The 25,429-nt window shown below is 69.4% G+C and carries 34 protein-coding genes, 1 pseudogene and 1 riboswitch; of the genes and pseudogenes, 17 read left to right on the top strand and 18 right to left on the bottom strand.

All coding sequences use genetic code 11. From position 1 onward, the window contains the following. Positions 1–126 precede the first annotated feature (126 nt). Genes pstS through IQ220_RS05960 form a run of 5 tightly spaced genes read right to left on the bottom strand, consistent with a single transcriptional unit; the run spans position 127 to position 3,800 of the window. The gene (gene pstS / locus IQ220_RS05980; RefSeq protein ID WP_193913588.1) at positions 127–1,122 is read right to left on the bottom strand and encodes a phosphate ABC transporter substrate-binding protein PstS; all 996 of its coding nucleotides are present in this window, start codon (positions 1,120–1,122) and stop codon (positions 127–129) included. A 58-nt stretch (positions 1,123–1,180) separates the two neighbouring features. Further along, positions 1,181–1,978 carry an energy-coupling factor ABC transporter ATP-binding protein gene (locus IQ220_RS05975; protein WP_193913586.1) on the bottom strand — a complete coding sequence of 266 codons (798 nt, stop codon included), beginning with the start codon at positions 1,976–1,978 and terminating at the stop codon, positions 1,181–1,183. Next, complete coding sequence (gene cbiQ / locus IQ220_RS05970) at positions 1,975–2,781, bottom strand: cobalt ECF transporter T component CbiQ (RefSeq protein ID WP_193814420.1); 807 nt, start codon at positions 2,779–2,781, stop codon at positions 1,975–1,977. The genes IQ220_RS05975 and cbiQ overlap by 4 nt, the downstream gene beginning before the upstream one ends. Continuing rightward, a complete protein-coding gene (locus tag IQ220_RS05965; protein ID WP_186699868.1) occupies positions 2,765–3,076 on the bottom strand; it encodes an energy-coupling factor ABC transporter substrate-binding protein in 312 nt (103 codons plus the stop codon). The genes cbiQ and IQ220_RS05965 overlap by 17 nt, the downstream gene beginning before the upstream one ends. Positions 3,077–3,080: 4 nt before the next feature. Then, positions 3,081–3,800 (bottom strand): energy-coupling factor ABC transporter permease, encoded by a 720-nt coding sequence (locus tag IQ220_RS05960; RefSeq protein WP_193913584.1) that lies wholly within the window; start codon positions 3,798–3,800, stop codon positions 3,081–3,083. A 60-nt stretch (positions 3,801–3,860) separates the two neighbouring features. Then, positions 3,861–4,010: riboswitch (cobalamin riboswitch) on the bottom strand. Between the two features lie 107 nt (positions 4,011–4,117). Here IQ220_RS05960 and IQ220_RS05955 point away from each other — a divergent pair. After that, entirely contained in the window at positions 4,118–4,369 is a 252-nt protein-coding gene (locus tag IQ220_RS05955) for a hypothetical protein (protein WP_186699864.1), read from the top strand. Positions 4,370–4,413: 44 nt separating this feature from the next. On the opposite strand, the gene IQ220_RS05950 is transcribed toward IQ220_RS05955, so the two are convergent. Both IQ220_RS05950 and IQ220_RS05945 read right to left on the bottom strand, forming a co-directional pair. Next, positions 4,414–5,700 carry a Y-family DNA polymerase gene (locus IQ220_RS05950; RefSeq protein WP_193913582.1) on the bottom strand — a complete coding sequence of 429 codons (1,287 nt, stop codon included), beginning with the start codon at positions 5,698–5,700 and terminating at the stop codon, positions 4,414–4,416. Between the two features lie 21 nt (positions 5,701–5,721). Beyond that, positions 5,722–6,105: a LexA family protein gene (locus IQ220_RS05945; protein ID WP_370566345.1), complete on the bottom strand. Its 384-nt coding sequence runs from the start codon at positions 6,103–6,105 to the stop codon at positions 5,722–5,724. Between the two features lie 118 nt (positions 6,106–6,223). Between IQ220_RS05945 and IQ220_RS05940 the strand changes: the two genes are divergently transcribed. From IQ220_RS05940 to IQ220_RS05930, 3 genes are read left to right on the top strand one after another with little or no spacing between them, the layout of a single operon-like run. Continuing rightward, a complete protein-coding gene (locus IQ220_RS05940) occupies positions 6,224–6,865 on the top strand; it encodes a succinate dehydrogenase (protein WP_193913580.1) in 642 nt (213 codons plus the stop codon). Then, positions 6,862–8,778 (top strand): fumarate reductase/succinate dehydrogenase flavoprotein subunit, encoded by a 1,917-nt coding sequence (locus IQ220_RS05935; protein ID WP_193913578.1) that lies wholly within the window; start codon positions 6,862–6,864, stop codon positions 8,776–8,778. The genes IQ220_RS05940 and IQ220_RS05935 overlap by 4 nt, the downstream gene beginning before the upstream one ends. Positions 8,779–8,787: 9 nt before the next feature. Then, on the top strand, positions 8,788–9,540 hold the full coding sequence (locus IQ220_RS05930; protein WP_193913576.1) for a succinate dehydrogenase/fumarate reductase iron-sulfur subunit: 753 nt from the start codon (positions 8,788–8,790) through the stop codon (positions 9,538–9,540). On the opposite strand, the gene IQ220_RS05925 is transcribed toward IQ220_RS05930, so the two are convergent. The 6 genes from IQ220_RS05925 to IQ220_RS05900 all read right to left on the bottom strand — a co-directional run bounded on the left by IQ220_RS05925 (position 9,500) and on the right by IQ220_RS05900 (position 12,849). Further along, positions 9,500–9,850, bottom strand: coding sequence for a hypothetical protein (locus IQ220_RS05925; protein WP_193913574.1), 351 nt, complete (start codon positions 9,848–9,850; stop codon positions 9,500–9,502). The two genes, IQ220_RS05930 and IQ220_RS05925, sit on opposite strands and share 41 nt — an antisense overlap. A gap of 168 nt (positions 9,851–10,018) precedes the next feature. Beyond that, positions 10,019–10,324 (bottom strand): DUF805 domain-containing protein, encoded by a 306-nt coding sequence (locus tag IQ220_RS05920; protein ID WP_193814427.1) that lies wholly within the window; start codon positions 10,322–10,324, stop codon positions 10,019–10,021. A 25-nt stretch (positions 10,325–10,349) separates the two neighbouring features. Continuing rightward, positions 10,350–11,360: a type I glyceraldehyde-3-phosphate dehydrogenase gene (gene gap / locus IQ220_RS05915; RefSeq protein ID WP_193913572.1), complete on the bottom strand. Its 1,011-nt coding sequence runs from the start codon at positions 11,358–11,360 to the stop codon at positions 10,350–10,352. Between the two features lie 39 nt (positions 11,361–11,399). Then, entirely contained in the window at positions 11,400–11,630 is a 231-nt protein-coding gene (locus IQ220_RS05910) for a hypothetical protein (protein ID WP_193913564.1), read from the bottom strand. A gap of 151 nt (positions 11,631–11,781) precedes the next feature. Beyond that, positions 11,782–12,225: a hypothetical protein gene (locus tag IQ220_RS05905; RefSeq protein ID WP_193913562.1), complete on the bottom strand. Its 444-nt coding sequence runs from the start codon at positions 12,223–12,225 to the stop codon at positions 11,782–11,784. A gap of 30 nt (positions 12,226–12,255) precedes the next feature. Further along, entirely contained in the window at positions 12,256–12,849 is a 594-nt protein-coding gene (locus IQ220_RS05900; RefSeq protein WP_370566344.1) for a pentapeptide repeat-containing protein, read from the bottom strand. 97 nt (positions 12,850–12,946) lie between these two features. Between IQ220_RS05900 and IQ220_RS05895 the strand changes: the two genes are divergently transcribed. After that, positions 12,947–13,315 carry a YraN family protein gene (locus IQ220_RS05895; RefSeq protein WP_193913560.1) on the top strand — a complete coding sequence of 123 codons (369 nt, stop codon included), beginning with the start codon at positions 12,947–12,949 and terminating at the stop codon, positions 13,313–13,315. A 27-nt stretch (positions 13,316–13,342) separates the two neighbouring features. Here IQ220_RS05895 and IQ220_RS05890 read toward each other — a convergent pair whose 3' ends face one another. Then, positions 13,343–13,651 carry a hypothetical protein gene (locus tag IQ220_RS05890; RefSeq protein WP_193913558.1) on the bottom strand — a complete coding sequence of 103 codons (309 nt, stop codon included), beginning with the start codon at positions 13,649–13,651 and terminating at the stop codon, positions 13,343–13,345. An 81-nt stretch (positions 13,652–13,732) separates the two neighbouring features. Here IQ220_RS05890 and rsmA point away from each other — a divergent pair, with 81 nt between their 5' ends. The 7 genes from rsmA to IQ220_RS05855 all read left to right on the top strand — a co-directional run bounded on the left by rsmA (position 13,733) and on the right by IQ220_RS05855 (position 19,763). Beyond that, positions 13,733–14,542, top strand: a complete 810-nt coding sequence (rsmA, locus tag IQ220_RS05885; RefSeq protein WP_193913556.1) for a 16S rRNA (adenine(1518)-N(6)/adenine(1519)-N(6))-dimethyltransferase RsmA — start codon at positions 13,733–13,735, stop codon at positions 14,540–14,542. 27 nt (positions 14,543–14,569) lie between these two features. After that, positions 14,570–15,505: a 4-(cytidine 5'-diphospho)-2-C-methyl-D-erythritol kinase gene (gene ispE, locus IQ220_RS05880; protein ID WP_193913554.1), complete on the top strand. Its 936-nt coding sequence runs from the start codon at positions 14,570–14,572 to the stop codon at positions 15,503–15,505. Then, complete coding sequence (locus IQ220_RS05875) at positions 15,502–15,873, top strand: DUF3082 domain-containing protein (RefSeq protein WP_193913552.1); 372 nt, start codon at positions 15,502–15,504, stop codon at positions 15,871–15,873. The genes ispE and IQ220_RS05875 overlap by 4 nt, the downstream gene beginning before the upstream one ends. Positions 15,874–16,043: 170 nt before the next feature. Then, positions 16,044–17,027: a pyruvate dehydrogenase complex E1 component subunit beta gene (locus tag IQ220_RS05870; protein ID WP_193815463.1), complete on the top strand. Its 984-nt coding sequence runs from the start codon at positions 16,044–16,046 to the stop codon at positions 17,025–17,027. Between the two features lies 1 nt (position 17,028). After that, entirely contained in the window at positions 17,029–18,549 is a 1,521-nt protein-coding gene (gene secD, locus IQ220_RS05865; protein WP_193913550.1) for a protein translocase subunit SecD, read from the top strand. 37 nt (positions 18,550–18,586) lie between these two features. Then, complete coding sequence (gene secF, locus IQ220_RS05860) at positions 18,587–19,549, top strand: protein translocase subunit SecF (RefSeq protein WP_193913548.1); 963 nt, start codon at positions 18,587–18,589, stop codon at positions 19,547–19,549. Between the two features lie 28 nt (positions 19,550–19,577). Next, positions 19,578–19,763 carry a hypothetical protein gene (locus IQ220_RS05855; protein WP_186699827.1) on the top strand — a complete coding sequence of 62 codons (186 nt, stop codon included), beginning with the start codon at positions 19,578–19,580 and terminating at the stop codon, positions 19,761–19,763. Positions 19,764–19,770: 7 nt separating this feature from the next. On the opposite strand, the gene IQ220_RS05850 is transcribed toward IQ220_RS05855, so the two are convergent. From IQ220_RS05850 to psb28, 3 genes and pseudogenes are all read right to left on the bottom strand, one after another. Beyond that, the gene (locus tag IQ220_RS05850; protein WP_193913738.1) at positions 19,771–20,775 is read right to left on the bottom strand and encodes an AI-2E family transporter; all 1,005 of its coding nucleotides are present in this window, start codon (positions 20,773–20,775) and stop codon (positions 19,771–19,773) included. 59 nt (positions 20,776–20,834) lie between these two features. Then, positions 20,835–21,892: pseudogene (locus IQ220_RS05845) on the bottom strand (AI-2E family transporter). 4 nt (positions 21,893–21,896) lie between these two features. Further along, positions 21,897–22,295, bottom strand: a complete 399-nt coding sequence (psb28, locus tag IQ220_RS05840; protein ID WP_193913546.1) for a photosystem II reaction center protein Psb28 — start codon at positions 22,293–22,295, stop codon at positions 21,897–21,899. Positions 22,296–22,425: 130 nt separating this feature from the next. On the opposite strand from psb28, the gene IQ220_RS05835 reads away from it, so the two are divergent. Both IQ220_RS05835 and IQ220_RS05830 read left to right on the top strand, forming a co-directional pair. After that, positions 22,426–23,148, top strand: coding sequence for a GUN4 domain-containing protein (locus tag IQ220_RS05835; RefSeq protein ID WP_193913544.1), 723 nt, complete (start codon positions 22,426–22,428; stop codon positions 23,146–23,148). 66 nt (positions 23,149–23,214) lie between these two features. Continuing rightward, positions 23,215–23,652 carry an ATP-binding protein gene (locus tag IQ220_RS05830; RefSeq protein WP_193913542.1) on the top strand — a complete coding sequence of 146 codons (438 nt, stop codon included), beginning with the start codon at positions 23,215–23,217 and terminating at the stop codon, positions 23,650–23,652. On the opposite strand, the gene IQ220_RS05825 is transcribed toward IQ220_RS05830, so the two are convergent. After that, positions 23,618–23,956, bottom strand: a complete 339-nt coding sequence (locus IQ220_RS05825; RefSeq protein ID WP_228008886.1) for a DUF6439 family protein — start codon at positions 23,954–23,956, stop codon at positions 23,618–23,620. The genes IQ220_RS05830 and IQ220_RS05825 overlap by 35 nt on opposite strands. Positions 23,957–24,006: 50 nt before the next feature. On the opposite strand from IQ220_RS05825, the gene IQ220_RS05820 reads away from it, so the two are divergent. Genes IQ220_RS05820 through IQ220_RS05810 form a run of 3 tightly spaced genes read left to right on the top strand, consistent with a single transcriptional unit; the run spans position 24,007 to position 25,372 of the window. After that, the gene (locus IQ220_RS05820) at positions 24,007–24,291 is read left to right on the top strand and encodes a hypothetical protein (RefSeq protein WP_193815119.1); all 285 of its coding nucleotides are present in this window, start codon (positions 24,007–24,009) and stop codon (positions 24,289–24,291) included. Between the two features lie 53 nt (positions 24,292–24,344). Next, positions 24,345–25,130 carry an FkbM family methyltransferase gene (locus IQ220_RS05815; protein WP_193913540.1) on the top strand — a complete coding sequence of 262 codons (786 nt, stop codon included), beginning with the start codon at positions 24,345–24,347 and terminating at the stop codon, positions 25,128–25,130. Further along, positions 25,085–25,372, top strand: a complete 288-nt coding sequence (locus tag IQ220_RS05810) for a tetratricopeptide repeat protein (protein WP_193913538.1) — start codon at positions 25,085–25,087, stop codon at positions 25,370–25,372. The genes IQ220_RS05815 and IQ220_RS05810 overlap by 46 nt, the downstream gene beginning before the upstream one ends. The last annotated feature ends 57 nt before the right edge of the window (positions 25,373–25,429 follow it).

Here is a 25,429-nt window from a genome sequence, read left to right as displayed (position 1 = left end):
CCTCCGGTTGGTATCGCCACGCCGCCTTCCGGTACCCAGCTGGCTGATCAACAGCCCGACCACCTCTGAACCATGGTGGGTGCAACATTGTGGGTGCCGGAAAGCGTTGCGCTGATCCCGCCTGTGTCAGGGACTGATGCGACCCACCGCCCTCCTGGCCTGGTTGAGGATGTTGCCCTCCAGGGGTACATAGCCGAGGCTGGCAGCCTGGTTCTGAGCCGCCGGGCTGAGCAGGTGGTTCATCGCCGTGCGGATCGAGTTGGTTTTGGCGCCGTTACCGCGCTGGTAGGCCAGGATCCAGGTGAGAGTGGAGATGGGGTAGCTGTTGGCGCCGGCGGGGTTGGGATTCTCGCCGGCGAGGTTGCCATCCAGCTTGATGTTGTTCAGCGCCGCTGCGCCGCTGGCACGGGTGGGCATCACGAACCTGCCGGCCCTGTTCTGCAGTGCCGCTGATTTCAGCTTGCCCCTCACGAAGGCCTGGTTCACGTAGCCGATGCCGCCTGGGGTGTTGGTCAGCACGCCGGCGACGCCCTCATTGCCCTTGCCGCCCAGGCCCACAGGCCACTTCACCGCCTTGCCCTCTCCCACCTTGCTCTTCCATTCAGGCGAGAAGGCGCTCAGGGAATTGGTGAAGGCGAACGTGGTGCCGGAGCCGTCGGAGCGATGCACCACGGTGATCTTGCCGCGACCACACCTGAGCTGCTCCCAGCTGGTGATCCTGCCCAGGAAGATATCCACCAGCTGCTTCTGGGTGAGATTCAGCTTGGCGCAGTCGGCTTTGTTGAACGCCACAGCGATGGTGCCGCCCACGGCGGGGAACTGCACCACACCTCGCTTCACCTTGGCCGATTCTGCAGACCTGATCGGCTCATCGGTGGCGCCGAAATCCACACTGCCGGCCACGAACTGACGCACCCCGGCACCTGAGCCCACCGACTGATAGTTGACGCGAACCCTGTTGGCCACACCGGCGAAGGCTCGCTGGTAGAAGGGCGCCGGGAAACTGGCGCCGGCACCGCTGATCGTGGCCTGGGCCAGGGAGGGATGGATCACGGCGGTGACTGCCGTCAGACCGGCAGCCGTGGCGCCGATGGCGATGCAGGCTTGCTTGGCGAACGTCATGGGTTGGGAGTGGACGGGGAAGTCACTCCCTTGTTAGCCGCATGAAATGGTCAGATCCCTATCGCCTGATTAACGAATGGTCAAGGCTTGGTGGCACGCCCAGATTCAGGTCTTCGAGCTGATCGCGGCGGGCGAAGATATCGGCGGGTGTGCCCTCCAGCACCAGCCGCCCGCCCTCGATCACGAACAGCCAGTCGGCCCAGCTGTTCAGGAACTCCATGTCATGGCTGGCCACCAGGATGGTGGTGCCGCTGGCATGAATCCGCTGCAACTGCTGCAGCAACGCCCGGCCATGGCCCGGGCTCAGATAGGCGGTGGGCTCATCGAGCAGCAGCAGCTCGGGCTCGAGCACCATCACATCGGCCAGGGAGAGGCTTTTTTTCTGGCCCATGCTGAGCATGTGGGTGGGGCGCTCCAGCAAGGCCTCCAGCCCGAAGGTCTCCGCCGCCTGTTGCATCCGGCGGCGGATTTCAGCCTCCTCCAGGCCCAGATTCACCAGACCGAAGGAGAGGTCCTCCTCCACCGTGGTGGCCACCAGCTGATGTTCCGGGTTCTGAAACACCAGCCCCACCTGCTGGCGCAGGCGGCGCAGGGATCCGCGCGCGTAGCGGATTGGTGCCTCTCGCCAGCGGAGTTGGCCCTGCTGAGGGCGCAGCAGGCCATTGGCCAGCAGGAACAGGGTGGTTTTGCCGCAGCCGTTGTCGCCGATCAGGCCGCAGCGCCACCCCTCGGGCACGTCCAGGCTGAGGCCGCTGATGCACGCTTCGAGGGCGCAGGGGTAGCGGAAGCCCACCGCCTCGAAGCGCAGCAGGGTTGTTGCCGGCTTGCCGCCATCGGGGGGCTGCGCTGGAGTCATCGCCCCAGCCCCAAGGACAGGGCACCGAGCAGGGCACAGCCGGCGATGGCCTCTCGCTGATGGCGCGGCGAGCCCCGGTGTCGCTCTGCAGCCAGCACCCGCAGCTCGCCGTCAAACCCCCGGGCCGCCAGGCCCATGGCGAGGCCCCGGTAGCTCGCCAGGGAGCGATGCAATAACTGGGCCACCAGCACCCCCAGACTCTTCAGTCGCTGCCTCCAGCCGCGCCTCCCGGCCCTGGCCTGCTGCGCCACCCACAGCTCGCTGGCGATGCCCATCAGGGTGAAGATGAAGCCATAGGTGAGCACCAGCAGCTCCAGCAGCAGGGGCGGCAGTCGCAGGCGCCGCAGCACAGCGATCAGCTCACTGAAGGGCGTGGTGAGCAGCACGAACATCAGACAGCTGCTGGCGGCCAGCGAGCGGCTGATCAGCAGCGCGGCCTGCCCCACCCCCTGCTGGCTCACATACAGCATCCAGCCGCCGGCCAGGGGCCGGGCCAGCTGCTGCCACACGTCCCCGCGAGCGGTGGCGGTGAAGGCGTCGAGCGGCACCGCCTGCAGCAGCAGGGCCGGCAGGCTGGCGATGGCGAACCCCAGCGGCAACAGCAGCAGCGGCAGGTAGAGCCGCGCCGGGATCGCGGCGTACACCACGATCCAGAGCGCCAGCCAGAGGCTGATCAGGCCCTGGACCAGCGGAGGTGCCACCAGCCCCAGCAGCAGCAGCACCGCCGCAAAGGCCAGCTTCTGGCCCGGGGGCAACCAGCGCAGCCGGTTGCCGTAGGCCAGGGCGTCAATCCGGTGACTCATCGCCCCTGTTCAGAGCGCGTCCTTTGTAGAGCCCGATCACGTAGCCGATCACACCGGCGCCAAGGGCCGCCTGGCTGGCGAACAGCAGGCTTTCCACCTCGCCGCTGGGCAACGCCACCACGGCGTTGAACCAGGGCCTGTAGCTGGGCTGGATCTCGCTGATGGCGTCCATGCCCTGGCCGTCGGCACCGGAGAATTCGCCGCGCACGACCAGCACGGGCAGGGCGCTCAGGGCCACCACGGCGAGCACCAGCAGCCAGTTGCCCTGGGGGCGTTGCTTTCCAGAATCGGTCATGGGGTCAGCTCTCCTGGTGGAGCAGGCGGAGGGTCTTGAGCTCGGGCTGGCCATAGGACTGCAACCAGTTCCACACCAGCACGGTGAGCAGGCCTTCGGTGATCGCCAGGGGAATCTGGGTGATCGCGAAGATGCTGCCGAATTTCAGGAATGAGGCCATCACCCCACCGCTGGCGGCGGGGAAGGCGATCGCCAGCTGGCCAGCGGTGACCACGTAGGTGGCCAGGTCGGCGAGGGCGGCGGCGGCGAACACCGCCAGGCGCCTGTGGCCGCTGCTGCTGAAGAGCTGAAAGGCGCCCCAGGCCACGAATGGCCCCACGATCGCCATCGAGAAGATGTTGGCGCCCAGGGTGGTGAGCCCGCCGTGGGCCAGCAGCAGCGCCTGGAACAGCAGCACGATGCTGCCGATCACGGTCATCACCGTGGGGCCGAACAGAATCGCGCCCAGGCCGGTGCCGGTGGGGTGGGAGCAGCTGCCGGTGACGGAGGGAATCTTCAGGGCCGAGAGCACGAAGGTGAAGGCGCCGGCCAGGGCCAGCAGCAGCTTCAGCTCCGGGTGGCTGCGGCTGATGCGCGTCAGCGACCGCAGCCCCACCGCCAGGAAGGGCAGCGAGATCAGCCACCAGGCCACGGCCCACTGCAGCGGCAGGAAGCCCTCGGCGATGTGCATCGCCTGCGCCGGGGCAGGCGTTAATAGAACAAGGCAGAAACTGAGCGCAGCCATCAACGACAGGCTGGCCAGCTTTGCTGGCATGGTCTTCACTCTGTACCTCGCAGGTAAGACAGTTGAGTTGTGAAGAACGGCAGGTGTTCTGACTGATCAGGGTCCTGGGACCCTGAAACACAGTTGCGGGACAGCGGCCGATTTCAACGGCACTTTCCCTGTTGCCTCCGGCGGCTGAACCCCGCCGGAACCGTTCTGAATCTGAGCATACCCACGGCGGCTCAGCTCTTTCTCGCCCCGCTTCAGGTTTCGTGTCCGATTTCAGGGCGGCCGGCGTGCTCAGTAACCTGGGTGTGCTCCGTGTTCCCCCCGCGTCCATGGACTTTTTCGAAGTGCTCTGGCACGGCGAGGGCATCGGTGATGGCGGCGATCTGGAGGAGGCCCTGATGGCCTATGCCCTGGTGAAGCCCGACGACGGCGACTGGGCTGCCGCCTGCAGCGCCCCCGGCGCCGCTCCCTGCATCCGTCGCTACGCCTCCTTTGACGCCTTCCTCGACAACGCCGATGAGCTGGAGACGATTCCGGTCACGGCGGCGATGATCGAGGCCTGCCTGGCGCAGCTGCCCTGAGTTCCGCCCCACGACGAGCCCGGCCGCAGCGCTGATCCCGCCTTTCACTGCGCCAGCACCCGTGGGATCGCCTCCAGCCGCGTGGTGGCGGCCCGGGAGAGCCTGTCGCGCCGCATCGCCCAGGGCGGTTGCAGTCCGCAGGCGGCCCACTGCACGGTGCCGCGCCCGTAGCGGCGGTTGAGCCGGTCCACGGCGGCCATCAGGGCAGCGCGGCGCTGCTGCTGCTCCGGCGGCAGCGGTTGCAGCAGGTGGTGTTGCAGCAGCTCCTCGCCCTGCAGCTGCAGCAGCAGCACGCCGGCCTTCTGCAGCGGGTGCTGGGGACGGAACAGGGCCTCGGCCAGGGGCAGGGCCGCCGCCAGCAGCACGGCGGTGTCATGGCTGGGCAGCGCCAGGGTGAGGGTGGCGCTGTTGCTGTAGAAGCTGGTGCCGTTGAACGGGTTGCTGCGCACGAACACGCTCAGGGCCCCGGCCCGCTGCCGTTGGCGGCGCAGCTTCTCGGCCGCCCGCACCGTGTAGGTGGCCACCGCCTGGCGCAGCTCCGCGGCCGTGCGCACCGGCTGGCTGAAGCTGCGGCTCACGCAGGTTTCCTGCTTCGGCGCTGGCACCAGGGTGAGCGGCAGGCAGCGGTGGCCCCGCAGTTCCTGCTGCAGCCGCAGGCCCACCACGCCGCACTTCTGGCGCAGCTCACCGCTCGGCATGTCGCGCAGGGCGAGGGCATGGGCGACGCCCCGCAGCCGGCACCAGCGGGCCAGGCGCCGGCCGATGCCCCACACGTCTTCGATCGCCACCTGCTGCAGCCAGGCGGAGGGGTCGCTGCAGGCCCCCAGGTCGAACACATGGCCATGGGCCGGTTGCCCCTTGGCGAGGCGGTTGGCCAGCTTGGCCAGCACCTTGGTGGGGGCGAGGCCCACCGCCACCGGCAGCCCCAGCTCCCGCTGCACCGCCCGCCGCAGCTCCAGCCCCCAGGCGGTGAGATCGCTGCCCGGCGGCCGGGGCAGCAGGCCGAAGGCCTCGTCGATCGAGTAGATCTCCAGCTCTTCCACCCAGCGCTCCAGGGTGGCCATCAGCCGCTGGCTCATGTCGGCGTAGAGGGCGTAGTTGGAGCTGCGCACCACCACGCCGAGGCGCTCCAGCTGGCGCTGCACCTGGAAGTAGGGCTGGCCCATGGCGATGCCGAGCCGCCTGGCCTCGGCACTGCGCGACACGATGCAGCCGTCGTTGTTGGAGAGCACCACCAGCGGCCGGCCCAGCAGGGCGGGCTCCAGCACCGCCTCGCAGGAGGCATAGAAGTTGTTGCCATCGATCAGGGCGATGGCCGTGCTGGTCGGCATGGCCCCCTCAGCAGCGGCGGATCACATGGGTGGCCACCCCCCAGATGCGGGCGCGGGATGCGGGTGCAGCGGCAGGGCCGGGTAGGCGGGATGGGCCGCCTCCAGCCACTGCCGGGTTCCGCGGCCGGCCAGGCGTTTCACGGTGAAGCCGCCATCGAGCAGGGCCACCACCACCAGGCCCGCCCGCGGTTCGAGCTGCCGGTCCACCACCAGCAGGTCGCCGTGCCGGATGCCGGCATCGCGCATCGAGTCGCCGGCCACCCGCAGCAGCAGGGTGGCGCCGGGGTGGGGCACCAGCAGCCGCTGCAGGTTGAGGCCTGGCTGGGCGGTGGCCTGGCCTCTGGCCTGGGCGCTGGCGTGTGAGCTGGCCTGGCTGTTGGGGCGGCGCCTGGAGATGTCGGCCACGCCGTGGGGATCGTCAATCCACAGACTAGTACAAATGTACTGAGTGGATGCGGTGTCAGGGGCGCTGTTCTTCATACCATGGGCTCAACACCGCAGCCGATCAACGGTGGCCACGGGGATGGGCGCAACCACGCTGAGGCTGGGCACGGCGGGGGCGGGGCTGCTGCTGGTGCTGTTCCTGCTGGTGCATCTGGCCGGCGTGCTGCCGGCGGTGCTGGCCCCCGAGCGCTTTGAGGCCTATGCGGCCGGTCTGCATCGCGCCGCCTGGCTGCCCCTGGTGGAGCTGGCCCTGCTGGCTGCGGCGCTGCTGCATCTGGGCCTGGGGCTGGCCAAGGTGATCGCCAACCGCCGAGCCGGCAACAGCGCCAGCCTCAGCAGCCGTCGCGGCCAGCCGCTGGCGGCCCTGGCGGCCCGAAGCCAGGCGATCGGCGGCGTGGGGCTGCTGCTCTTTCTGGCGGTGCATCTGGGCCAGCTGCGCTGGCCGCGCCCTCCGCAGGGGGCCGAACGGGCTGTCCTGGAGGCGGTGCTGCGCCAGCCGGCCATGCTGGCCCTCTACCTCGCCGCCGCCGCCGCCGTGGGACTGCATCTGCTGCATGGCTCGGAGGCCGCCCACCGCAGCTTGGGCCTGCTCGATGCCGGCAACGGCCCCCGCATCCGCCTGGCGGGGCGCCTGCTGGCCCTGGTGGTGGCCATCGGCTTCGCGGCGGTATCCGTGGCGCTGGCCCTCGGCCTGGGGCTGCCTCTGCAGCCGGGGCCATGAGCGGACTGCCCGATGCCCAGCTGCCCGGTGGTCCGCTGCCGCAAGCCTGGCAGCACTGCAAGGAGGGGCTGCCCCTGGTGAGCCCGCAGCGCAAGCGGCAGCTGCGGCTGCTGGTGGTGGGCAGCGGCCTGGCCGGCGCCTCGGCGGCGGCCACCCTGGCCGAACAGGGCTACCAGGTGCGGCTGCTCAGCTTCCATGACAGCCCGCGCCGGGCCCATTCAGTGGCGGCCCAGGGGGGCATCAATGCCGCCCGTCCCCGGGCCGCCGATGGCGACAGCATCAGCCGCCTGTTCGCCGACACCGTGCGCGGCGGCGACTTCCGCGCCCGCGAGGCGGGCTGCTGGCGGCTGGCGGAGATCAGCAGCGGCATCATTGATCAGTGCGTGGCCCAGGGCGTGCCCTTCGCCCGGGAGTACGGCGGCAGCCTGGCCACCCGCAACTTCGGCGGGGCCCTGGTGAGCCGCACCTTCTACGCCCGCGGCCAGACGGGCCAGCAGCTGCTCTACGGCGCCTACCAGGCCCTCATGCGCCAGGTGGCCGCCGGCCGGGTGGAGCTGCTCTGCCGCCGCGATGTGCTGGAGATCATCACCGTGGAGGGGGTGGCCCGCGGCGTGGTGGCCCGCCATCTGATCAGCGGTGAGCTGGAGGTGCACACCGCCCAGGCCGTGCTGCTGGCCAGCGGCGGCTACAGCAACGTGTATTTCCTCTCCACCAACGCGCTCAAGTCCAACGCCAGCGCCATCTGGCGGGCACATCGCCAGGGGGCCCTGCTCGCCAACCCCTGCTTCACCCAGATCCACCCCACCTGCATCCCCAGCGGCGACGCCTACCAGAGCAAGCTCACCCTGATGAGCGAGAGCCTGCGCAATGACGGCCGCGTGTGGCTGCCGCTCCAGCCGGCCGATCCGCGCCCGCCGGCCGAGATTCCCGAGCAGGAGCGCGACTACTTCCTGGAGCGTCTCTATCCCGCCTACGGCAACATGGTGCCCCGCGATCTGGCCTCCCGGCGGGCCCGGGAGCTGTGCCAGGCCGGCCATGGCGTGGGGCCCGGCGGCCGCTCGGTGTACCTCGATCTGCGCGATGCGATCAGCAGCCAGGGCGCCAGCACGATCGAGAGCCGCTACGGCAATCTGCTGCAGATGTATGAGCGGATCACTGGCGAGGATCCCTACACCACGCCGCTGCGCATCTACCCGGCGCCCCACTACACGATGGGCGGCCTGTGGGTGGACTACCGGCTGATGAGTTCGATTCCGGGGCTGTTCGTGCTGGGTGAGGCCAACTTCTCCGAGCACGGCGCCAACCGGCTCGGGGCCAGCGCCCTGATGCAGGGCCTGGCCGATGGCTACTTCATCGCGCCGCTCACGGTGACGGCCTGGCTGGCGGGCCATGCCACCCCTGCCATCGCGGCAGACCACCCGGCCTGCCGCGAGGCCCGCGCCCGGGCCGCTGGCCGCATCGCCGCCTTGCTGCAGGTGGCGGGCCCACGGCCCGTGGATGCCTTCCACCGGGAGCTGGGGGCGGTGATGATCGAGCGCTGCGGCATCAGCCGCGACGCCGCCGGCCTCAGGGCCGGGCTGGCGGAGGTGGCGGCGCTGGAGCAGCGCTTCCACGCCGAGGTGCGGCTGCCGGGCACGGCGGCGGGGCCCAATCCGGAGCTGGAGAAGGCGCTGCGGCTGGAGGATTTCTTCGGCCTGGCCCAGTTGATGCTGCGTGATGCCCTGGCCCGCGAGGAGTCGTGCGGGGCCCACTTCCGCGAGGAGCACCAGACCGCCGACGGCGAGGCCAGGCGGGATGACAGCCGCTTCGCCCACATCGCCGCCTGGGAGCACCGGGGCGGCGCCGACCCCGTTCGCCATGCTGAACCCCTGCCCTTCACCAGCCTCGAGCCCAGTGCCCGCAGCTACCGCTGAGCCCCACCCATGAGCAGTCGCACCCTCTGCCTGCATCTGCGCATCTGGCGCCAGGAATCAGCCCAGGCTCCTGGCGGTTTCTGCGACTACACCCTGGAGTCGGTGTCGGCCGATCTGTCGCTGCTGGAGGCGCTGGATCAGCTCAATGAGCAGCTGATCACAGCGGGCGAGCGGCCGGTGTCGATGGAGCACGACTGCCGCGAGGGCATCTGCGGCAGCTGCGGCTTCCTGGTGAACGGCCAGGCCCATGGCCCCCGCGCCGCCACCAGCGTCTGCCAGCTCTACCTGCGCCAGTTCAGCAGTGGTGAGCGGCTCACCCTCGAGCCCTGGCGTGCGGCGGCCTTCCCACTGCTGCAGGACCTGGCCGTGGATCGCTCCGCCCTCGACCGCCTGATCGCCGCCGGTGGCTACTGCTCGGTGAACACCGGCCAGGCGGCGGATGGCAACGCCATGCTGGTGGGGGCCGAACAGGCCCGATCCGCCTTCGACACCGCCACCTGCATCGGCTGTGGCGCCTGCGTGGCCAGCTGCCGCAATGCCTCCGCCAGCCTGTTCGTGGCCGCCAAGCTGGCGCACCTGGGCCAGCTGCCCCAGGGCCAGCCGGAGCGCGCCCAGCGGGCGCGGGCGATGCAGCAGCAGATGGATCAGGAGGGTTTCGGCAGCTGCAGCAGCCATCTGGAATGCGAGGCCGTGTGCCCCCAGGAGATCTCCGCCGACTGGATCAGCTGGATGCACCGCGAGGCGCGCCGAAGCGCCGGATGAAGGCAGCCAGGGCCATCGGCCCGCAGCGCCGCTGCCAGCCGACCTCACCGGGATACTGCCGCCAGCAGGAGAGGTGCACCCCGCTGGGACGCAGGCAGAGGAGGTAGCGGTAACCCGCCTGACGGCAGGCGGGATGGGCCTCCGCGGCAGCGATTGCCGGCAGGGGAGCAAAGATCTCGGCCAGTTCCGCCGCGCTGGCCGCCGGCTGGCCCGTGGCCTGCAGCGGCGCCGCCAGCAGGCCGGCGATCCGCTGGGGGAAGCCATCCCCGGCCAGCCACCAGTGGTGCTGGGCGGCACTGCGCAGATCCACCAGGGAGATCAGCGCTCCGCCGGACCCTCGGGGGTAAGAACCGGGGGCAGACGGAAGGGCGCTGGGCGGAGCAGCAGGTGAAGGGGCTGTCGGTGCGACGGCCTGGCGAAGGGGCACGGCGGAGCAGAAGCGATCTCCTGTTCAGTGCCCCGGGCGTCTCAACCGGGTTCAGAGCGCCACGGAGGGCTGGCAGAACAGCACGATCAGCCAGATGGCCCCCACGATGGGGATCAGGCTGAGCAACAGCCAGGGCCAGGGCTTGCCGATGTCCCGCAGGCGCCGCACACAGATCGGAATCCCCGGCACCAGGCTGGCGATGGCATAGACCCAGTAGAGCTTCTCGGAGACAACCTGGAGGACGATGCCCACAATCAGGTTGGCCAGCACAAACCACCAGTAGTCACCCCGATTGGAGCGACCGCTGTAGTCGAAGGAGCGACTCCAGGCTGAGGTGAAAGCTTCGATCAGGCGCATGGTGACAGCGGAACGCCGCCACTACTTACACGGAACAGTCCACAGTGGCCATGTGCTGCATCAGATCGATGCACTTGCAGCTGTAGCCCCACTCGTTGTCGTACCAGGCCACCAGCTTCACGAAGGTGTCGGTGAGGGCGATGCCGGCGCCGGCATCAAACACCGAGGTGCAGCTCTCACCGAGGAAGTCCGTGGACACCACGGCGTCTTCCGTGTAGCCGAGGATGCCGGCCATCGGCCCTTCGCTGGCGGCCTTCATCGCCGCCTTGATCTGGTCGTAGCTGGCCGGACGGGCCAGGTTCACGGTGAGGTCCACCACCGACACATCGGGGGTGGGCACGCGGAAGGCCATGCCCGTGAGCTTGCCATTGAGCGCCGGGATCACCCGGCCCACGGCCTTGGCCGCACCGGTGGAGCTGGGGATGATGTTCTGACCCGCGCCACGGCCACCGCGCCAGTCCTTGGCCGAGGGGCCGTCCACGGTCTTCTGGGTGGCGGTGGTGGCATGCACGGTGGTCATCAGCCCGCTCTCGATGCCGAAGCTGTCGTGCAGCACCTTGGCCATCGGTGCCAGGCAGTTGGTGGTGCAGCTGGCGTTGGACACGATCGCCTCGCCGGCGTAGCTGCTGTGGTTCACGCCCATCACGAACATCGGCGTGGCGTCCTTGGAGGGGGCGCTCATCACCACGCGCTGGGCGCCGGCCTCCAGGTGGGCCCGGGCGCTGGCCTCGGTGAGGAAGAAGCCGGTGCTCTCGAGCACGTAGTCGGCCCCGATCTCGCCCCAGCGCAGCTTGGCGGGATCCCGCTCGGAGCTCACCCGGATCGCCTGGCCATTCACGATCAGTTTGTCCCCCTCGACACTCACCTCGCCGGCAAAGCGGCCATGGGTGGAGTCGTGGCGGAGCATGTAAACCAGGTAGTCGAGGTCGATCAGATCGTTGATGCCCACCACTTCCACGCTGCCGAGACTCACGGCGCGGCGGAAGGCCAGGCGTCCGATGCGGCCGAAGCCGTTGATGCCGATGCGGAGGGTCATGGGTGACGGCGCAGCAGAAGGGAGCTCAGGATTCTGAGCCTACGGACTGAGCGGGCCGGGGCTGAACACCGCGCTCGGGCAGAGGCTGCTGCGGCCATCGGCGAAGGCCATGCCGATGCGCACGTTGCGATGGGCAGTGGCGCCGTCAGCTGGCTCGGTGAGCACGCCCATCAGCTGTTCGCTGTAGCGCTGCCGCTGCGTCGCGGTGATCAGGCCATCGCGTTCGAGGGCGCAGAGGGTGCGCATCGCCCCGTTGCCCTTGCCGAACATCAGCATGAACGACTCCTTCTGCGTGGCTCCGGTGCCTCGGGGGGCGCCTGGGCAGCGGCTGGAGTGCCAGCGAGCACAGCGATCGCCACGGCCATGAGCCTCACCAAGGCGGGAGCATCTGCTCTGGCAGGGGCCTGGAGGCGCTTGTGAATCAAGGCAGGGCTTCGTCGTCTTCCAGCAGCAGTTGCTGGAAGGCCGTGTAGAGCTCCTGATGTTCGCCGATCAGCCGGGGGTCGGGGCGGCCCAGACCCTTGCCGTTGCTGCTGCCGTTGCCTTTGCCGGGGCGCGACGGACCCCGATTCGGCGCCGCCATGGCCGTTGAGCCAGGCGATGCCGCTGGTGCCGGCTGACGCTTCAGGCGTGCGGCCTCCAGCGTCCGCAGCCGATCCAGCAGGTGCGGCGGCACGGTGCCATCGGCGCTGGCCTGCATCAGCTCAGCGAAGAGCGTCTCCGGATTGGTCTCCGTTTCCAGCTTGTGGCGGGGCTGGTCGGCCCTGGGTCTGCGGGCCGCGGGGGGCTCGGGGGCGGGCAGGGGCTTGGGCAGCGAACGGCCCAGCTGACGCAGGCGCTCCAGGCTTTGGGCGTCGAAACTCATGGCAGAGGTGAGGCGGATCGGGGTCGGCGCTCAGCCGCAGTTGAGGCTGTCGCGGGTGTCGCGCCCGGTGATCGGATTGGTGCCCCGGGCCGCCGCGCAGAGCACCTTGAGGGCATCACCGCGCAGGGGCACATTGGTGAAGTCGGCGCCGTCAATGATCACGTCCGTGAACTTGGCGTTGAAGGCGAAGGCATCCTCCAGCACGGCGTTGGTGAGATCGGTGCCGTTGAACACCGCTGAATCGAGGGTGGCCTCGCGCAGGTTGGTGTTGCTCATGTCGGCATCCTGCAATTTGGCGCCGTAGAGGCTCGCCCCCTGCAGATCGGAGCCCGAGAGGTCGGCGTCGCGCAGGTTGGTGAGGTTGAAGGTGCCGCCGCGCAGGTCCTGGCCGTGATAGTCGGCACCGATCAACACCTGCTTGGCCACATCCACGGCGGCGAAGGCCGATGCCGGACTCCACAGGATCAGAGCCAGCACCAGGCTGAGCCACACCCCGCCACGCCGGGGCCACCAGCCGGCCCGGCCGGGTGCGACGGCAGAGAGCGGGCTCTCAGGAGTGGGGGGCACGGCCATCGGGCTGATGCGGCCGCTGGCCGCTGGATCGGACAGCTCATGCTGATGCACGGCATCGGCTCCTGTGGCACCGGCTTGGCCAGCGGCTGTGGCAATGCTGCCGGGCAGGATCGGGCGCCGGCGGCCGGCGCCCCCAGCGGAGAGGGGAATGGCGGCGCGATCGACCCTGCAGCGGCGGGGAGACTGGGCCGAACAGCGGGCCCTGCGCCTGCTGGGCTCCCGTGGCTGGACCCTGCACTCGCGGCAGTGGCGCTGCCGCTGGGGCGAGCTCGACCTGGTGCTCAGCAAGCCGCAGCGGCTGCTGCTGGTGGAGGTGAAGGCCCGCTCCCGCTGCGGCCCCGACGGCTGGGGCCAGGCGTCCCTGGGGCCCCGCAAGCGGCTCAGGCTGCAGCGGGCCTGGAGCTGCTGGCTGGAGGCCCACCCCGCCTGGGCCGACTGCCCCGTGGAACTGGTCTATGCCCTGGTGGCGCTGCCCCCCTCGCGCCGGGCGGTGCGCTGGATTCACGTGAGCTTCTGAACGGGCGCCGCAGGCCAGGCCCCCTGTTCAGGGTGTGGCCTCCTGGGCGCCATCGCCGCTCGGCGAGGGGGCCGCGCGGTCGAACCACACGGTGCAGCGATAGCGGATGTTGCCGATTCCCACCTCAATCTCCTCACAGCGCTCCCGGGTCTCGGTGGCTCCGGCCGGCATCTGTTCGCGGGCCCGCTGCAGCGCATTCTCCCGGTTCCAGATCGACGAGGCGGTGGCACTGCCGGCCAGGGCTGGCGCGGCCCCTGCCAGAGCGGTGGCCACCGCAGCGGCCAGGGCAGCGGCCAGGGCGCAGACCGGAGCCAGGGGGGGAGAAGTGTGAGCCATGGCGCCAGCAGAAGGGCTACACCCTTACTAGCGGCGCTGGCGCCGGCGGACAGGCAGGCTGAGGTCCGTGCCCGCCCCACCATGACCTTCGCCGCCCATCGCGCCCGCAAGCGCTTCGGCCAGCACTGGCTGATGGACGGGGCCGTGCTGGATCGGATCGTGGCGGCCGCCGAGCTGGAGGCGGGGGAGGTGGTGCTGGAAATCGGTCCTGGCCGGGGCGCCCTCAGCGAGCGCCTGCTGGCCAGCCCGGCCGCCCGGGTGGCCGCCATCGAGCTCGACCGCGACCTGGTGGCCGGCCTGCAGCAGCGCTTCGGCGCCGATCAGCGCTTCCAGCTTCTGGAAGGCGATGCCCTGGCCGTGCCCCTGCCCGAGGCCCACAAGGTGGTGGCCAACATCCCCTACAACATCACCGGTCCACTGCTGGAGCGGCTCGTGGGCCGGCTCGATCAGCCCGTGACCCCGCCCTACCGGCGGCTGGTGCTGCTGCTGCAGCAGGAGGTGGGCGAGCGGATCCGCTGCCGGCCGGGCAGCTCCGCCTATTCCGCCCTCAGCGTGCGCATGCAGCTGCTGGGCGAGTGCCGCAGCGTCTGCGCCGTGCCCCCCCGTTGCTTCCAGCCCCCGCCGAAGGTGCATTCGGAGGTGATCGTGATTGATCCCCACCCTCCGCAGCAGCGGCCGGAGCCCGCCCTGGCCCGGGCCACCGAACAGCTGCTGCGCCGCTGCTTCGCCGCCCGCCGCAAGATGCTACGCAACAGCCTGGCGGGCCTGGCCGCGCCGCCGCAGCTGGATGCCGTGGCCGAGAGCGCCGGTGTGAGCCTGCAGCAGCGGCCCCAGGAGCTCGCGCCGGCGGCCTGGCTGGCCCTGGCGGCGGGCTTGAATCGGCCCAGTTGAATTGGGTGCCGTTGCCCGGGCGCAGCCATGGCTGAACTGATCGTGTGGTCCCCGGCCAAGATCAACCTGCATCTGGAGGTGCTCGGCCTGCGCGGCGACGGCTTCCACGAGCTGGCCATGGTGATGCAGACCATCGCGCTGCTCGACCGGCTGCGGCTCAGGCCCAGCGCCGATGGCCGGATCCAGCTGAGCTGCGACAACCCCAGCCTGCCCACGGACGGCGCCAACCTGATCGTGAGGGCGGCGGAGCTGCTCAAGGCCCGGGCTGGACTGCCCGAGCTCGGCGCTCACCTGCACCTCGACAAGCGCATCCCCGTGGGAGCCGGCCTGGCGGGGGGCTCCAGCAATGGTGCCGCCGCCCTGGTGGGGTTGAACCATCTCTGGGGGCTGGGCTACAGCGAGGCCGAGCTGGCGCTGATGGCGGCCGAGCTGGGCTCCGACATGCCCTTCTGCATCGGCGGCGGCACCCAGCTCTGCTTCGGGCGGGGGGAGCGGCTCGAAGCCCAGCCGGCGCCCCGGGGTGGCGGTTGGGCCGTGCTGCTGCTCAAGCATCCGGCCGCCAGCGTCAGCACCCCCTGGGCCTACCGGCAGAGCCGCCAGCAGCGGCAGGCGAGCTACCTGGAGGGCGAAGCGGCCTTCGAGCAGCGGCGCCAGGTGCTGCGGCAGGGGCCATTGCTGCGGGCGCTGCAGGGTCTGGAGGCGCTGCCGCCCCTGCGCAACGATCTGCAGGCGGTGGTGGAACCTGCCGAAGCCACGGTGCGCCAGGGGCTGGCCCTGCTTCGCCGCGCCGACGCGGCCCTGGCCGTGGCGATGAGCGGCTCCGGGCCCAGCCTGTTCGCCCTGTTCGCCGATCTGGAGGCGGCCCGCCGCAGCCAGGCCAGCCTTGCCTCCGATCTCGCCGCCGCTGGATTCGACAGCTGGACCTGCCCCCTGCGGCCGCAAGGTGTCAGCCTGGAGGCGTGACTGAGCTCCCTTCCCCATCCAACGACGGCCCCGCCGGTGCCGCCTCAGAGGCCCCCAGCGAGAGACCCCGGAAGGGGCCCCTCAGTTTTTTATCGGGATCCCTGACCGCAGGGATGCTGGGCTGGCTCACCCTGGGCCTGAGCCAGCGCGTGGTGCTGTACTACGGCGCCCACCCGCCCCACTACGACTCCGCCTTCGCCCAGAGCATCGCCACGGCGCTCAAGACGCTGATCATCGGCATGAGCTTCCTGGCCACCTTCACCTTCGGCTTCATCGCCATGGGTCTGGGCCTGGTGTTCGTGCGCAGCCTGACGCCTGGATCCCCATCCGCTCACAGCGGCGACACCGAAGCGGAGGAGGCCACCTAGCCTGCCGTCATGACACTGCACGATCTGGGCCTGCTGGTCACCCTGCTGCTGCCGGGCATGTTGCTTTCGGTGCTGATCCTCAGCACCTTTGCCGCTGGCGGCTGAGCGCTTCAGGCCGAGATGCGCCTGAGGCTGAGATAGGTTGGCGCCCAGTCGGTGCTTGCCAACGCGTGGCCGAAACGCTGCTGTTCAACGCTCTCCGCGAAGCCATCGACGAGGAGATGGCCCGCGATCCCTATGTCTGCGTGATGGGGGAGGACGTGGGCCAGTACGGCGGCTCCTACAAGGTGACCAAGGACCTCTACGAGAAGTACGGCGAGCTGCGGGTGCTGGACACCCCGATCGCCGAGAACAGCTTCACCGGCATGGCCGTGGGGGCTGCCATGACCGGCCTGCGGCCGATCGTGGAGGGCATGAACATGGGCTTCCTGCTGCTGGCCTTCAACCAGATCTCCAACAACATGGGGATGCTGCGTTACACCAGCGGCGGCAACTACACGATTCCGGCCGTGGTGCGCGGACCCGGCGGCGTCGGCCGCCAGCTCGGGGCTGAGCACAGCCAGCGCCTCGAGGCCTACTTCCATGCCGTGCCGGGCATCAAGATCGTGGCGGTGAGTACGCCCACCAATGCCAAGGGGCTGATGAAGGCGGCGATCCGTGACAACAACCCAGTGCTCTTCTTTGAGCACGTGCTGCTCTACAACCTCAGCGAAGACATTCCCGAAGGCGATTACATCTGCGCCCTCGACCAGGCCGAGGTGGTGCGCGAGGGCAGCGATGTGACGATCCTCACCTATTCGCGCATGCGACAGCACTGTCTCAAGGCCGTGCAACAGCTCGAGGCTGAGGGGATCGATGTGGAGCTGATCGACCTGGTCAGCCTCAAGCCCTTCGACATGGCCACCATCGCCCGTTCGATCCGCAAGACCCACAAGGTGATCGTGGTGGAGGAGTGCATGAAAACCGGCGGCATCGGCGCCGAGCTGCTGGCCCTGATCACCGAGCACTGCTTCGACGACCTCGACGCCCGGCCGCTGCGGCTCTCCTCCCAGGACATCCCCACCCCGTACAACGGCGGGCTCGAAAACCTCACGATCATCCAGCCCCATCAGATCGTCAAAGCCGCCCAGGACCTCACCAGCGGGTCGCTCTGAGATGGCACGACAACAGGGGTGGTTCGCCCTGATCCTGGCCCTGGCGATCGCCGCCTCGGCCCTGCTCTTCACCTTCCCGCTGCAGCTGGGCCTCGACCTGCGCGGCGGTAGCCAGCTGACCCTGCAGGTGATGCCCGCCGGCGCGATCACGTCGGTGGATCAGGAACAGCTCGAAGCGGTGAAGGAGGTGCTGGAGCGCCGCATCAACGGCCTCGGCGTGGCCGAGTCCACCCTGCAGACCGTGGGCAACGACCAGCTGGTGCTGCAACTCCCCGGTGAGCAGGACCCCAGCCGGGCCGCCAAGGTGCTGGGCTCCACCGCCCTGCTGGAATTCCGCGCCCAGCGGGCCGGCACCGAACAGGAGATGCAGGGGCTGCTGAGCCTCAAGCGCCAGGCCGAGGCCGTGCTGAACCTTGAGCGCCAGCGTCGCAGCGCCCTCAACAACCCCGCTGCGGCCGGCGCTGATAACGAGGCCGCCCAGCCCCCCGCCGGTTTTCCTGAAGACCAGCTGGCCCAGGCCCTGCGCCAGCTCGACATCGCCGTGCCCGCTGGCGCCAGCGAGATCGACCAGCTGGAGCTGCTGCTCGACGCGGTGAACACCCAGATCGTGGCGCTCTACGAGCCCGCCGCCTTCACGGGCAAGGAGCTGGTCACGGCCGGACGCCAGCAGCAGCAGAGCGGCAGTGGCTGGGAGGTGACGCTCAGCTTCACCCAGACCGGTGGTGAACAGTTCGCCAACCTGACCCGCGACATCGCCGGCACGGGGCGCCTGCTCGGCATCGTGCTGGATGGCCGTTCGATCAGTGAGGCCAGCGTGGGGCCCGAGTTCCAGGCCGCCGGCATCGCCGGCGGGGCCGCCAGCATCACCGGCAACTTCACGGCCGAAGAGGCGCGGGATCTGGAGGTGCAGCTGCGCGGCGGCTCGCTGCCCCTGCCGATTCGGGTCGTGGAGGTGCGTACCGTCGGCCCCTCGCTCGGCGCCGACAACATCCGCTCCAGCCTGGTGGCCGCCCTGCTGGGCCTGGCCCTGGTGGCGGTGTTCATGGTGCTGGTGTACCGGTTGGCCGGAGTGGTGGCCGTGCTGGCCCTGAGCCTCTACGCCCTGTTCAACCTGGCGCTCTATGCCCTGATCCCCGTGACGCTCACCCTGCCGGGCATCGCCGGCTTCATCCTCTCCCTCGGGATGGCGGTGGACGCCAACGTGCTGATCTTTGAGCGGATCAAGGATGAGCTGCGCTCGGGCAACACCTTGATCCGCTCGATCGAAACCGGCTTCAGCCTCGCCTTTTCCTCGATCCTGGATGGCCAGCTCACCACCCTGATCAGCTGCGTGGCCCTGTTTGCCCTGGGCACGGGCTTCGTCAAGGGCTTCGCCGTCACCCTGGGCATCGGCGTGCTGCTCAGCCTGTTCAGTGCCTTCACCTGCACCCGTACGCTGCTGCGGCTGCTGATGAGCTATCCGGCCCTGCGCCGGCCCAGCTACTTCCTGCCGCGGATCCAGCTGCCCGCGGCCACCTCCTGATCTCCCTGCCCCGCCCCGTGTTGTTCCCTTGGCGCCGATGACTCTTCTGAGCAGCCTGCTGGGTGTGCGGGTCAACCGCCGCCGCCGCCAGTTCTGGGCCATCTCCGCCGTGGCCCTGGCGCTGAGCCTGCTCGGTCTCGGACTCTCCTGGAGGGCCCCCAGCATCGGCGCGCCCTTGCGCCTCGGCCTGGATTTCACTGGTGGCACCCAGATCCAGATTGCCCGCCTCTGTGGAGAGCGCTGCGCTGAGCTCGGCAGCGACGCGGTGGAAGCGCGGCTGGAAAGCCTCACCCTGCCCGTTGAAGACGACGGGGCTCGGCCCCCCAGCCTGGGGGGCTCCTCCGTGCAGCTTCTCGACGGCGGAGAGCAGGTGCTGCTGCGCCTGCCCAGCCTCAGTGCCGCCCAGGGCCAGGCCGTGGTGGATGGTCTGCAGTCCCTGCTGGGCCCCACCGATCCAGCCGGTCTCGCCGTGGAGACGATCGGCCCCACCCTCGGCGCCCGACTGCTGCGGGCCAGCCTGATCTCCCTGGCCGTGAGCTTCGTGGGCATCTCCGCCTACATCACCTTCCGCTACGACCGCCTGTTTGCCCTGCTGGCCCTGCTCTGTCTGGGCCATGACGTGCTGATCACCTGCGGGGTGTTCGCCTGGCTGGGGTTGCTGGGCGGGGTGGAGGTGAACAGCCTGTTTGCCGTGGCCCTGCTCACCATTGCCGGCTATTCGGTGAATGACACCGTGGTGATCTTCGATCGCATCCGCGAAAAACGGGGTCAGCTCAAGGAGTTGCCCCTGGCCGATCAGGCCGATGCCGCCGTGTCCGCCACCCTCACCCGCTCCATTTACACCACCTTCACCACCCTGTTGCCGTTGCTGGCCCTGATTCTCTTCGGTGGCAGCACCCTGTTCTGGTTCGCCGTGGCCCTCAGCGTGGGCGTGCTGGTGGGCGCCTGGTCGAGCGTGGCGGTGGCGCCCACCCTGCTCCCCGTGCTGGCGAAGTCCTGAGAGCCATCCACCCCATGAGCTCCCTGCCTTGAAGCGCCCGATTCCGGCCCTGCCGATCCTGCTGGGCCTGCTTGCCCTGGTGGATCTGCGCTTCGATCTGCGCCTTCTGGCCGACCACTTCACCTTCACCACCCTCTGGAACACCGTGGTGCATCACGCCCTGGCGGTGCTGGTGCTGCTGCTGCTTCCAGACCTCTGGCGCCGTTACCGCTGAGCTGGGCTCAGCTGGTCCAGCGGTCCATCACCCGCTGCACCACCACGGTGCTGAAGAGCACCTGGAGCACCACCACCAGCGGCAGGGCCAGCAGCACCCCCGGCAGGCCCAGCAGGGTGCCCAGGCTGAGCTGAGCCATCAGGGCCACGGTGGGCAGCAGATTCACCGTGCGGCTGAGCAGGATCGGGGTGAGCAGGAAGGCCTCGCCGTTCTGCAGCACCAGGCGCAGCACCAGCACCTGCAGCACCTTGGTGGGCGACACCAGCAGCGCCACAGCCAGAGGCAGCAGGGTGGCGGCGGTGGGGCCGATCGTGGGCACGAAGGTGAGCAGGCCGCACACCAGGGAGCTGAGCAGGGCCAGGGGCACCTGCAGCAGGCTCAGGCCGGCCCAGGTGAGCAGAAACACCGTCACCGCTGAGAGGGTCATGCCCGCCAGCCAGCCCCCCAGGGCCTCGCGGCACTCCTCGAGCAGCTGCACCATCTGCGGGCGCCACTTGGCCGGAGTGATCGCCACCACCAGCTGTCGGTGGTGCCGGGGGTCGAGGGCCAGCAGAATCGCCAGCAGCACCATCAGCAGCAGCTGCACCGTGCTGTTGGCGGCTCCCCCTGCCACGCCGAGCAGCTGGGCGCCCACCGGCTGCAGGCCCTCCCAGCTGTTGAGCCGCTCCAGGGTCTGGTCGAGCCTGGGCAGCCAGGTCACCCGGGCGATCAGCTCGGCCAGCCGAGCCCCCACCTCCGGGATCAGTTGGCCCAGCTGGCTGATCTGGCCCAGCAGCTCCGGCAGCAGCTGCTGGGTGAGCCAGGCGCCCAGCACCAGCAGGATGGCGATCACCAGGGCCAGGGCCTGGGTGCGCTGCAGGCGCAGCCGCCGCATCAGCAGCGTGGTGGGCACATCCAGCGACACCGCCAGCACCACGGCGCCGAACAGCACCAGCAACACCCAGCGCAGGGCCCAGGTGAGCATGGCCAGCAGCACCAGCACCAGCACGCCCAGCACAGTGCGGGCATCCAGGCCCGTGCTGGGCCGGCGGCGCGGGCTCCTGGGCGGTTGGGCAGGAGGCACGTCTGCCATCAGCTGGCCAGGGGCGGCCGCTTCCAGCGGTCCAGCACATCGTGGATCAGCACCTCCTTCACCACCACCTGGAGGCACACCGCCAGGGGCAGGGCCAGCAGCAGCCCGAGCGGGCCGAACACCACGGTGAACAGCAGCTGGGCCGTGAGGGTGAGGCCGGGCAGCAGATTCAGCTGGTGCTGCATCACCGAAGGGGTGATCAGATAGCTCTCCAGGTTCTGCACCGCCACATAGAGCAGCAGCACGGCCAGGGCCTTGATGGGGCTGTCCAGCAGCGCCACCGACATCGGGAACACGGTGCTGAGCGTGGGGCCGATGTTGGGAATGATGTTCAGCAGCCCCGCCAGCACCGCATTGGCGGCCACCAGCTTCACCCCCAGCAGGCTCAGGCCGATCGCCGCCAGCACCCCCACGCACAGGGAGCTGATCAGCACGCCCACCATCCAGCCGCTGAGGGCATCGCCGCAGCTCACCAGCACCTTGCGAAACCGCCGCCGGTAGAAGGAGGGCACCAGCAGCACGGCGATCTCCCGATAGGCCAGGGGCTGCAGGGTGATCATCAGGCCACCGCCACCACGAACAGCAGCTGCAGCAGGCCCGTGCCCAGGCCGCCGGCCAGGCCCAGCAGCTGCAGGGCTCCACCCCTGAGGTTGCTGGGTTCACCGCCGCTGAACAGACCCTCGCGCAACCAGTCCAGGCCGCCATCACTGCGGCCGTAGAGCATCTGGCTGGCCCGGGAGATCAGGTCGCGGGTGAGATTGAGCAGGGTGGTGGCCGCTGCGGGCAGCTTTGACACCAGTTCCCCGAACTGCTCGACGAAGGGCGGGATCACGGCCGTGGCCAGCACCGCCAGCACCACCGACACCAGGCCGAGGCTGAGCACCACGGCGAGGGGACGGCCGCATCCCAGCCGCTGCCGCATCCAGCCGATCAGGGTGCAGAGGGCCATGGCCACCACCACGGCCGCGAACAGGGTGAGCAGGCTCTGGCGGAGGGTCCAGAGCAGGGTCAGGGCTGCCACCAGGGCCAGCAGGCCGAGCCATTGGCCGAACCGCAAGGTCTCAGTCCTCGCTGGGGGCATCGCTGGCGACTTCGCCCTGGTCAGCGGCGGGCTCAGCGCCGCCCCCGCCCGAGAAGCCCAGCTCGTGGCTGTCCGCATAGCGCTGGGCAAAGCGCATGAACCGCTCGAAATCGGTGGTGGTCTTCCAGGTGTAGGTGGCCTCGAGGGCGCTGGCCTTGCCGTTCACGAAGCGCGCCTTGACCTCCCGGGTCACCATCTCCCCCTCCTCATCCACCAGGAACATGCCGGTGATGTCTCCCATGGTTTCCGGGGCCAGGGCCTGGGGCTCCTCGAACACGAACATCGCCTGGCCGGTGCGCCCGTCCCGGGAGCGCGTCAGCCGAATGTCGGGCACGACCGGTTCATCCACACCACGGAAGAACTGAATGGCTGCACCCATGGGGAAGAGGCAAAGGTCAATCCTAGGCAGTGGCCCTGGAATGGCCCCACCATGCGCTCAACCTGTCTCCTGGCCTCGCTGCCGCCTGACATAGTGGAACCAGCGGGCCCTGCTCAGACACGCTCAATCCATGCTCTCCGGCGCACCGGTTTCCGCCAACGTCAGCCCTGAGGATCTGCTCCAGCGCTTCCAGGCGGCCACGGCCCGGCAGCGCCGCGCCCTGCTGGGCCCCGTCCAGCAGCGGGTCGCAGAACTGCGGCCGCTGCTGGCCGATCACCTGGCCGGCCTGGATGCCACAGGCGACGACTGGGCTGCCGGCGCCCTGATTCAGCTGCTGCTGGAGACCCCCAGCGCCGAGGCCCAGGCCTTTCTGGACCTCCATCCCCAGGGCTGGCTGGCCACGTCCAGTGCCAAAGGCATCGACTACGCCCCCTTGCAGCTGCAGCTGGCCCGGATGGCCTTTGAGGAGGCCGATCGCCTCACCAGTGCCATCCTGCGGGAGCTGGCCGGCGCCGCCGCGGTGACCCGTGGCTACGTGTATTACAGCGAGGTGCCTGCCATGCCGGCTCCAGACCTCGAAGCGCTCGATCGTCTCTGGGTCTGCTACTCACGCGGGCGCTTCGGTTTCTCGGTGCAGGGCCGACTGCTGCAGGCTTGCCAGGGGCGGTGGGAGCAGCTCTGGCCCCGTCTGGGCTGGAAGCAGGACGGGCGTTGGACCCGCTATCCAGGCTCCTTCGCCTGGTCCATCGACGCTCCTGAGGGCCACATGCCCCTGGTGAACCAGTTGCGGGGGGTGCGCCTGATGGATGCGCTGCTGAACCAGCCGGCCCTGCAACAACGCATCAACCGATGACGCCCCAGGCCTGTGGCACCACCCCCTGCCATCTAGGGTCAAACCAAGGCCAAGAACCTGCGGTTGATGGCGCTTCGCTGGTCTGATTTCATCACTCCCTCCACGCTGCAGCTGGCGCCTCTGGTGGAGTTGCTGCTGGAACCTGTGCGCTGCCTCCAGCTGCAGGCCGAGCTGCAGCTGGGGCTGCAGGAGGCTCTGGTGAACGCCGTGCGCCATGGCAATGGCTGTGATCCGGCCAAGTGTCTGCGCATTCGCCGGATCGAGACACCCCGCTGGGTGGTGTGGCAGGTGCAGGACGAGGGCCCTGGGGTGCCTGAATCGGCTCGCTGCTGTCAGCTGCCCCTCGCCCTGGACTCCTGCGATGGCCGGGGCCTGTTCCTGATTCACCACTGTTTTGACGACGTGCGCTGGAGTCCGCGCGGCAACCGCTTGCAGCTGGCCGTGAGGCGCGAGCGGCTACGGCCGGCGCTCAGCGCCCGTGGCTGGGGCAGCCTGGGTCGCTGATCTCGGCCCTCAACCAGAGCAGGGCGTGCTCCACCAGGGCGAGGGCCTCCTGCCTGGCCGGCGTGCTCTGACGGCTGCCGGGATTATCGCAGCTGGTGAGCTGCACCAGGGCGGCGGCCAGCTGTTCGGCGCCGCGGCGGCAACGCTGGGTCTTGAGGGCGTGCCAGTCGCGGTCACCGATCGTGAGCGAGCGATGCAGGCAGCGGGCCTGATCGGCGGCCCCGTCGGGCCAGCCAGCGCCTGCAGTGGTCGACGAAACCCCAGAGGGCCGTGTTGAAGCCGTGTCCACTGGACGAAACTGCATCGGCTGAACCATCCTGACGCTTCTGCCGCGCACCTGGGCTGGAACCACCGATGCGGACTCCGCCTCACCGTCTGCGCCGCCGCGGCGTCCATGGGCCTCGGCGACCCGTGGCCCTGCTGCACCATCTCGATGGCCTGCTGACCCTGGCGGCCATGGCGGCGCGGGTCAGCGGCGTTCGGCAGCGCCGCCAGCGGCAGCGGCTGGCCCTGGCCCAGCGCCTGCTTGATCCGCTGCCGGGGGAGCTGGCCTCGCCCCAGCGCATGGAGGTGTGGTTCTGGCGCCTGTGGCGCTGGGGCACCCCCGGCTTGCTGCTGGCCTGGTGGTTGAAGAGCTAAAAGGCTGTGCCTCAGTGCTAGTTTCTGCGCCGCAGACAGAGCGGCGGCTTGGGATGGGACTGTTCGATTCCCGGGATCGATTTCTGCAGTTCTGTGAGCCCTTTCAGCAGCTCACCAATTCCCAGAGCCTGCAGGATCTGTTTGCCCTCTATTGCCAGGGTCCCAAGCCAGGCTATTTCCTCGAATTCGGCCTCGCTAACGGCAGTCGCCTCTCCAACACCCTGCTGCTTGAGATCATGGGCTGGAAGGGTCTGGGAGGAGAGCCCAATCCCCTGTTGCGGCGCGATGCTGAGGCCCGGCGTTCGATTCCGGTGGTGGCTGAGGCCCTCTATTCCCGCAGCGGCGACACGCTGAGCTTTGCCTGCAACGGCCTCTACGGCGGCCTGGACGCCACGGGCGAGCGCCGGGTGATGGAGCCCCGTTCCGGTTTCACCGACACGATCGAAGTTCCCACGATCACCTTGGGAGACCTGCTGGATCGGCATAACGCCCCCAAAGTGATCGACTATTTCTCCCTGGATGTGGAGGGGGCCGAGCTGATGGTGCTCAGCCATCTCCCCCTGGATCGCTATCGCTTCCGTTGCTTCACGATCGAGCACAACTTCTCGCCGGAGCGGAAAAAGATCCTGCGGCTGATGCAGCAACAGGGATTCCGCCGGGTGTTCAAGCAGCTCAGTGGTCACGACGACTGGTACGTGAACACGGCGTCCCGTTTCCGCGGCTGGCCCACGCGGTTGCTGAGGCGCTCGATGACGAGCGCGGCCGTCTGCACCTGGCCCGCATTCAGGCGGGCGTGCTGCACGATCCGGAGCAGGCGATCGCCAGGCTCTACGCCGTGATCTTCTCGAAGGCCAGGCCCCACCCCCGCGGCTTCCTGGAGTTGGCCGCCCTGCTGGAGTCCCAGGGTCGCCCTCTGGAGGCAGCGGGCGTTCTCGAACGTGGCCACCGGCTTCACCCCGCCAATGCCCGGCTGGCCGGTCGCCTCTCGGCGGTCAGGGCCAACGGGGAAACCATGCCGAGAGATCCCGCCCCTGCCCTGGCCCCCGGCTCAGGCCAGGGCTCAGCCAGACACGAACTGTGAAGGAAAACCGGCGTTGGTATTGATGGCTACAGACCTGGGCGAGACTCGATGTATTGA

The sequence above is a fragment of the Cyanobium sp. LEGE 06113 genome, from assembly GCF_015207615.1.
Note: the sequence above shows the minus strand (reverse complement) of the source record. Positions and strands in the feature narration are given on the sequence as shown.